The organism is Sphingorhabdus sp., from assembly GCF_044357595.1.
Taxonomy (GTDB): Bacteria; Pseudomonadota; Alphaproteobacteria; order Sphingomonadales; family Sphingomonadaceae; genus Sphingorhabdus_B.
This window is the reverse complement of the sequence record NZ_JBIKPH010000116.1, coordinates 1-7,977: the sequence shown is the minus strand read 5'-3', so window position 1 is coordinate 7,977 and position 7,977 is coordinate 1. Positions and strand designations below refer to the sequence as shown.

The 7,977-nt window shown below is 54.0% G+C and carries 6 protein-coding genes; 3 read left to right on the top strand and 3 right to left on the bottom strand.

Annotation, left to right across the window (positions count from 1 at the left end):
• The 3 genes from ACIQ2T_RS10550 to ACIQ2T_RS10540 all read right to left on the bottom strand — a co-directional run.
• On the bottom strand, positions 1-149 hold a 149-nt coding region (locus ACIQ2T_RS10550; RefSeq protein WP_397590771.1), incomplete at its 3' end, for an NAD(P)-binding domain-containing protein.
• Positions 150-294: 145 nt separating this feature from the next.
• Positions 295-1,077 carry a lysophospholipid acyltransferase family protein gene (locus tag ACIQ2T_RS10545; protein WP_397590770.1) on the bottom strand — a complete coding sequence of 261 codons (783 nt, stop codon included), beginning with the start codon at positions 1,075-1,077 and terminating at the stop codon, positions 295-297.
• Between the two features lie 128 nt (positions 1,078-1,205).
• Positions 1,206-1,970: an SDR family NAD(P)-dependent oxidoreductase gene (locus ACIQ2T_RS10540; RefSeq protein ID WP_397590769.1), complete on the bottom strand. Its 765-nt coding sequence runs from the start codon at positions 1,968-1,970 to the stop codon at positions 1,206-1,208.
• Between the two features lie 163 nt (positions 1,971-2,133).
• Between ACIQ2T_RS10540 and ACIQ2T_RS10535 the strand changes: the two genes are divergently transcribed.
• The 3 genes from ACIQ2T_RS10535 to ACIQ2T_RS10525 form a co-directional block, all read left to right on the top strand.
• Positions 2,134-4,551, top strand: coding sequence for an FAD-dependent oxidoreductase (locus ACIQ2T_RS10535; RefSeq protein WP_397590768.1), 2,418 nt, complete (start codon positions 2,134-2,136; stop codon positions 4,549-4,551).
• 5 nt (positions 4,552-4,556) lie between these two features.
• Positions 4,557-7,001, top strand: coding sequence for an FAD-dependent oxidoreductase (locus tag ACIQ2T_RS10530; RefSeq protein WP_397590767.1), 2,445 nt, complete (start codon positions 4,557-4,559; stop codon positions 6,999-7,001).
• The coding region (locus ACIQ2T_RS10525; RefSeq protein WP_397590766.1) for a Rieske 2Fe-2S domain-containing protein at positions 6,998-7,977 on the top strand (980 nt) is incomplete at its 3' end. The genes ACIQ2T_RS10530 and ACIQ2T_RS10525, both read left to right, overlap by 4 nt.

Genomic DNA, 7,977 nt, shown 5'->3' with positions numbered 1-7,977 from the left:
GGAGAGGCGGCCGAAGATGCACCGCGCGCCACATATTCTGCAACAAGCGCATCATCTAGGTCGCGGACAGTCACTTCATGGCCATTGCGTATCAAGCTACCCGCAAGCTTTCCGCCGACATTGCCAAGGCCGATAAATCCGATTTTCATGATTGCACCCAGTCTATTTCCGATAGGCGTTGTCCGCCAATTGGGAAAAGTTAGAGCGCCGTCGGCGCGCCGCTACAATTGAAAAATTTGGCCAATTGGGTGAATTATTTTACTATGCGCCAATAGCTAAGAGCGACTGGTTAATTTAGGTGACGCTATATCCAAGCTTGGATGACAACGCCGCCGCAATTCGAGAACGGGCAAGTGCGCACACGATTTTGCGATCCGCAAGGGCGCCTGGATCAAATGGTTCAAGGAAATGCACGCCCACGTCGTAGCTTCCGGGTCTTGTAAATGCGCGCCAGGCGCTTTCCCAGCCAGTTTCCTCGCCCAACCAAGCGATATCAGGTCCGTCAATGCCAAAATCCAAATAGACAGGCTGAATCATCATCGGTTTGGGTGGGGGCGCAAGCGTCGCAAACAGCGACTGTTTAAACGGCAATAATCCGCGGCCATCGGATGTCGTGCCTTCGGGAAAAAGCGTGACTGACCAATTCTCTGCAATCGCTTCACGCAGCTCAGCCACTTGCTGTGCGACATTTTGCTTTTCAGAGCGGCTGATGAAAATCGTGCGATTTAACTTTGCGAGCCAGCCAATCACTGGCCAATCCCGAACGCCGTCCTGTGCCACAAAAGCAGATCCAGTGATCCCGGCTAAAATCGGAATGTCGTGCCATGAAATATGGTTGGCGACGAAAAATACATCTCTGCGCAATGGGTTGCCATAAACTGTGACGCGCGCGCCCAGAGCGCGTGCGCAAATGCGCAGGAACAGCATAGCCCAAGGCGAAGGTAGTTTCAGAAGGTGCCAAAGAAGGTGAAGCGGCAATAATATTGCTAATGGCATCGCTATCCACAATATGCGCATCGCGCACAGGAGATACGCTTGCGAAGCGACCTTGGGAAACGAGATGGAAATAGTCGTCATTGGGCTTCGCTTCGCTATTAAGACAATATCTCAGACGGCTCGTGCTTAGATCATAACTGTGACTATGCTGTGACGGTCCAAAGTTGCATAATATGACCTGCTCATTGGTGCAAGGCCGCGCAGTAGCCTTACCGTTTTTTTACACGAAGGGCATCCCAGCTGGCATCGGCAATCCATCCACCATCGACGGGTAAGCTCACGCCGTTGATGAAGTTGTCTTCATGCGCAAGAAATGCGATCGCCCGCGCAACATCCTCCGGTTTCGCAAAACGGCCCATAGGGACGCGGTTGATGATATCGGAATCGGAATACGCGCCTGAACCTTGGTCTGCTTCGTCCATCTCGGTTTTAATCCAACCGGGGCATACGGCGTTTACACGGACACCGCGACTGCCCCATTCTGCGGCAAGGGTCCGGGTCAAACCGACCAACCCATGCTTGGATGCATTATAGGCTGAACGGTCGATCACGCCATGAAGGCCCGCAATTGAGGCAACGTTGACAATATTGCCGCGCTGACGCGCAAGCATTTGCTTACCAATTTCCCGGCACAGTAAAAAAGGGCCAGTCAGGTTAACGTTCATGACTCGCTGCCATTGTTCGATACTGGTGTCTTCGGCGGGGGATATCATGCTGATGCCGGCATTATTGACGAGCACATCCGCTGCTTGGTGCTCATGTGCGATTTTTTTGGCCAATTCGATGACAAAAGCCTCAGACGAAATATCACCGGACAGCGCGGAGACACGCCCGCCGCCTTCTTCTAATATAGCGATTTGCGCATCAAGCGGCTGCACATCGGTCATGACGACATGATATCCCGTGTCAGCAAACATCTTCGCCGTCGCAAAACCGACGCCTTGTGCCGCACCTGTAATCAACGCAACCCGCATAGCTGAACTTTCATGATATGAATTTACACCGAGTTCCTTACATCCACTAGTAATTAGGACTCAAAAATTTTTTTAACCAGTCCCGTCATATTCCCCATTTGTGTCCGACCTCAAACCCGCCCTAAGGTTCCATCGGTTTAAAGCCTTAAGGAGCACAGCTATCATGCAAACATCGGCGCGGGTTGTTATTATTGGTGGTGGCATAATGGGGGCATCGTTGCTCTATCATCTGGCAGAGCTTGGCTGGACCGACTGTCTGTTGATTGAAAAGGACGAGCTCACATCCGGCTCCACCTGGCACGCCGCCGGGCAATGTCCAAACATCACCGGAAGCTATAATCTCGCCAAGATGCACGCGTATAGCAATGAGCTCTACCCGCGGCTTGAGGGGCTTACAGGGCAATATGTAAGCTGGCATAAATCGGGCGGTATCCGTCTTGCGACGAACGAACGCGAACTCGCGTGGATGCGCTATATTGAAGGCTTTTCGAAGATCATCGGCTTTGAAATGGAAATCATCCCGCCTGAGGAAATTCTCCGGCACAACCCGTTCATGACACTTGATGGTGTCATCGCCGGCGCGCGGACCACGGAAGACGGACATGCTGACCCATCGGGCATCTGCAATGCGCTTGCCATTGGTGCAAAGAATATGGGCGCGAAGATCGTGCGCAAAAACCGCGTGACCGGCCTTACGCAACTGCCATCAGGCGAATGGGATGTTGAGACAGAAAAAGGCACGATCCGCGCGGAAATCGTGGTAAACGCAGCCGGCTGCTATGCGCGGCAAATCGCGCAAATGGCAGGCATCGACATTCCGGTGACCAATATGGAGCATCATTATGTCGTTACCGATCCCATTCCTGCGTTCAAGGACCGCGAAGAAGAAATCCCCGTTATGCGCTGCCCGCATGTTTCCGGCTATTTCCGTCAGGAACAAAAGAGCGGACTGATCGGCGTATATGAGAATACCGGCTTGGCGGAGGCATGGGCTCCGCGCGGCGGGCACCCCGAATGGGATTCCACCAGCGAGCTGTTTCCAGAAGATCTGGAACGGATTGCCCCGTGGCTCGAACGCGCGATTGAGCGGATGCCTATATTTGGTGAGGTTGGCCTGCGGCGCTTCGTAAATGGCGCTATCCCGCATACACCCGATGGCGGACCGTTGTTAGGACCAGCTGTCGGCCTTAAAAACTTCTGGCATTGTTGCGGCACCAGCTTTGGTATTGCGCAAGGTGGCGGCGCTGGCAAATATATGGCGCAATGGATGGTGTTCGGTGATGCCGACATCAATATGACCGAATTCGACCCGCGGCGTTATGGCCCATATGCAGACGAAAACTACAGCCGTGATAAGGTTTTCCTAGATTACCGGATGACGTTTACGACGCGGCTTCCTGGTGAAGAGGAACCCGATGGTCGTCCACAAAAAACGAGCGCGCTGTACGAGCAGTTGTTGGCCGCCGGTGCCGTTTATGGCGAAACCTATGGTTGGGAGCGGCCCAAATATTTTGCACTCGACGGCGCTGAAGAAGAAGGCGGCTATAACCGGACCAACAGCTTTGCAGCAGTTGCCGCCGAGGTGAAGGCTGTTGCCGAACGCGTCGGTGTGCTCGATCTCTCCGGCTTTGCGAAATATGATGTGTGTGGCCCCGACGCGGAGGCCTTCCTCAACCGTATTTGTGCAAACCGTATGCCAAAGAAATTGGGCGGCATCGGCTTGGTCCATCCATTGTCGGTTCAGGGTCGCATTTACGGTGAAATGACGGTCACACGCTTTGCCGATGACCATTTTTATTGTCTGTCTGCTGCGGCCGCCGAACAGCGCGACTGGGACTTGCTGATTCAAAGCAAATTGCCGCATGAGGATGTGACCATCCGCAATTTGACGATGGACCTTGGCGTTTTGGTGATGAACGGCCCCCGCTCGCGCGATGTGTTGGCAAAACTAACGAATGCAGACCTTGGTAATGAAGGTTTCCGCTGGCTCAGTGGTCAGGAGATCATGATTGCCGGCATAAAAATGCGCGCACTTCGGGTTTCTTATGCGGGTGAGCTCGGATGGGAACTGCATCCCGCGATGGGCGATCTTGCGGCATTGTATAATGCCGTTTGGGACGCTGGGCAGGAATATGGCATCGTCAATTATGGGCTTTACGCCGCCAATACGATGCGGGTCGAAAAGGGTTACAAGGCGTGGGGCTCGGAACTTACGAACGAGCTTACGATGATCGAAGCCGACATGCCGCGCTTCATCAATTTCAAAAAGGACGATTTCGTCGGTAAGCAGGCAACGCTGGACGCACCTGACCGTTTCCGCATTGTCTATGGCGAGGTGGATGCAACCAATGTCGATGTGCGCGGCGCTGAACCATGTTTGATCGGCGACCAGTGCATTGGCCTCACGACGTCGGGTGGTTATGGCCACCGTGTCGGCAAAAGCCTTTTCTTTGCCTGTGTGCCGCTTGAAAATGCGACACCGGGGTCAAGTTTTGACATCATGCTTCAAGGCGAACGCCGTGTTGGAACGGTTTTGGAGCACCCGGCTTATGATGCCGACAACGCGAAGATGAAGGTCTAATTACCGTGGCGGAACTTCCCAAAAAAGCAAAAGTCGTCATCATCGGTGGCGGGGTCATTGGCTGCTCGATTGCCTATCATTTGACCAAGATTGGTTGGGACGATGTTGTCCTGTTGGAACGTAAGCAATTAACCAGCGGAACAACATGGCACGCGGCAGGGCTTGTGGGGCAGCTGCGGCCGTCCATCAACATGACTAAGCTCGCCAAATATACGGGTGAACTGTATCGTGGGCTTGAGGCTGAGACCGGCCAGGCCACCGGCTACCGCCAGTGCGGTTCCATCTCAATGGCAACTAACCTCGAGCGGTTTGAGGAATTGAAGCGCAGCGCATCAATGGCCAAGGTGTTTGACTTGCCGGTTCATGTCGTGACGCCGGAAGAAATCAAAGACCTAGCGAATATCGTCAATGTCGATGACGTTGTAGGCGGAATCCACATCCCGAGCGATGGCTATGCCAATGCGGTTGATATCACGCAGGCGCTAGCCAAGGGTGCGCGCACAGGTGGCGCAAAAATCTTTGAAAACACTAAGGTCACAAAAATCCGTCACAATGGTGACCGTGTGACCGGTGTTGATACTGCGGAAGGTTCGATTGACGCCGACTATGTCGTGATCTGCGGTGGTATGTGGACGCGCGATTTAGCAGCCAGCGTCGGCGTGGCTGCGCCATTGCACGCGTGCGAACATTATTACGTGCTGTTTGAAGGGGTCGAGGGGATCGACAATACGCTCCCCGTGCTGCGCGATTATGATTATTGCGGCTATTATAAATATGACGCGGGCAAACTGCTTGTGGGCGCATTTGAACCTAATGCCCGACCATGGGGTATGGACGGAATTTCGGAAGATTTCTGTTTTGACGAAATCGCAGGCAGCTTCGAACATTTCGAACCCCTTTTGCTCGACGCGATGCGCCGTGTTCCGGCGCTTGAAAAGGCGGGGATTCAAAAATTCTTCTGCGGCCCCGAGAGCTTCACGCCAGACGTGCGCTATCATCTTGGCGAGAGCGCTGAATTGAAAGGCTGCTTTGTCGCGGCCGGCCTCAATTCCATTGGCCTGCAATCTGCGGGCGGCGTGGGCAAGGTTATGGCTGACTGGATCCGCGATGGCATTCCGCCAGCAGACTTGTGGACTGTCGATATTCGTCGCAACATGCCTTTCCAGATTAACCGGAAATATTTACAGGAGCGCGTCACCGAGAGCCTCGGGCTTTTGTACGCAACGCATTATCCGTTTAAGCAATATGAAACCGCGCGCGGCGTCCGCCGTTCTGCGATCCACGACCGGCTGGTTGCGGCAGGCGCGTGTCACGGGGAAGCTTATGGCTGGGAGCGACCCAATTGGTATGGCGAAGCCGGTAGCGCTCCAAAATATGAATATAGCTATGGCCGCCAAAACTGGTTTGAAGCCAACGCCGCCGAATGCAGGGCTGTGCGGGAGGCTGTTGGCTTGTTTGACCAAAGCTCATTCGCCAAATTCCGGCTTGAAGGCCGTGATGCTATGGCTGTTCTTAACCGCGTTTGCGCAAATGACGTTGATGTTGCGCCGGGCAAGCTGGTCTATACCCAATGGTTGAATGAAAAAGGCGGGATTGAAGCCGATTTGACCGTCACGCGCTTGTCGGAAACCGCCTATTTGATCGTCACAGGGGCCGAGACCGAGATTAAGGATTTTAACTGGCTGAAACGCCATACCCCCGATGACGCGCATGCGGTCTTGACCAACGTATCGTCAGGCATGGGTGTTATTTCGATCATGGGACCCAATTCTCGCGAATTGCTTCAGTCGATTTGCCCCAATGATTTGTCGCACGAGGCATTTCCATTTGCCACGTCGCAAGAAATCGAGCTTGGCTATGCCGTCGTTCGTGCATCGCGGATCACTTATGTCGGGGAACTGGGTTGGGAATTGTATATCCCGACCGAATTCATGACCGGCGTATATGACGAGATAGTCGCTGCGGGCGCGGCATTCGGCCTGCAGCATTGCGGCTACCATGCGCTCAATGCGCTGCGCATGGAAAAGGCTTATCGCCATTGGGGCCATGATATCACCGACGAGGATACGCCGCTGGAGGCTGGCTTGGGCTTTGCGGTAAAGATGGACAAGGTCGGCGGCTTCATTGGCCATGACGCTTTGGTTGCACAGAAAGAATCTGGCCTAAAGCAGCGCCTCGTGCAGTTTCTGTTAAAGTCACCCGAACCGATGCTTTACCATAATGAACCCATTTGGCAGGGCGACCGGATTGCTGGATACATCCGTTCTGGCATGTACGCCCATACCCTCGGCGGTGCATGCGGTCTTGGCTATGTCGACGCTGCTGACGGTGGCGTGGTAGGATCAATTGGCGCTGATGACTATGAGATCGAGATTGCCGGTATCCGCTATCCGGTGACTGCATCGCTCAAACCATTATACGACCCCTCAAACGCCCGGATCAAAATATGACGACCGAAACACCGAATGCCACAATGCAACGGCTCGCCGCAAACACGCAGGTAGGGTATAGCTTTGATCAGGAATTTTACGCCAGTGAAACGGTGTTCAAGGCTGATTTCGACGAAATCATTAGCCAGAAATGGTTGCTTGCGGGCCATGTGTCTCGGATCCCGAACAAGGGTGATTATTTCCTGTTTCGTGTTGGCAATGAACAGATCATCGTCATTCGCGAAAATGCAGATAGCGTTCGGGCCTTCTTCAACGTCTGCCGCCATCGTGGATCGACCATTTGTCAGTCGGAAAGCGGCAATGCGCCGCGCTTGGTCTGCCCCTATCACGCATGGACTTTCGGTCTTGATGGGCGGCTGATTTCTGCGCGGCTTATGCCCGAAGATTTCGACAAAGCGGAAAACAGCTTGTTCGCATGCCATATCCGCGTGTTCCACGGCCTGATCTTCATCAACATGAGCGAGGATGAGCCCGTCGATTTTGATGCGACCTTCGGCGACATGGGGGCAATTCTCGAATATCATGGCTTCGCCGAAGCACGCATTGCGCATGCAGGCAGCTATCCAACGACTGCAAACTGGAAGCTGGTCGTGGAGAATTTCTTTGAATGCTATCATTGCGTCCCTTCGCATCCGGAATTCTGCTCGATGCACGCATCGGAATCGATCGTCGCCGTAGGCGCAGGACCAAGTTCTGGCCCAGCGGATGCGATCGCCAGCTTTACACCTAAGTTAGAGGCATGGGAGGCAAGCGCCGCAGCTTCTGGCCGCCCAATCGGTAATATTGACGACGCGGCCGACAGCAGCCACCTGCGCCTGCTGATGCAACGAATGAACAAGGATGGCTGGGCCTCGGAAACACAAGATGGCTCCGCGCCCGCACCGCTGATGGGCAAACGGACGAAAGCAGATGGCGGGCGGATGCATTTAAGCTTCAGCCCATTTAGCCAGATTGTTGCAGACGATCATTTTGCAAT

Coding starts and splice junctions, on each gene's coding strand:
- ACIQ2T_RS10535 (WP_397590768.1), top strand. CDS start 2,134: ATGCAAACATCGGCGCGGGTTGTTATTATTGGTGGTGGCATAATGGGG.
- ACIQ2T_RS10545 (WP_397590770.1), bottom strand. CDS start 1,077: ATGACGACTATTTCCATCTCGTTTCCCAAGGTCGCTTCGCAAGCGTAT.
- ACIQ2T_RS10540 (WP_397590769.1), bottom strand. CDS start 1,970: ATGCGGGTTGCGTTGATTACAGGTGCGGCACAAGGCGTCGGTTTTGCG.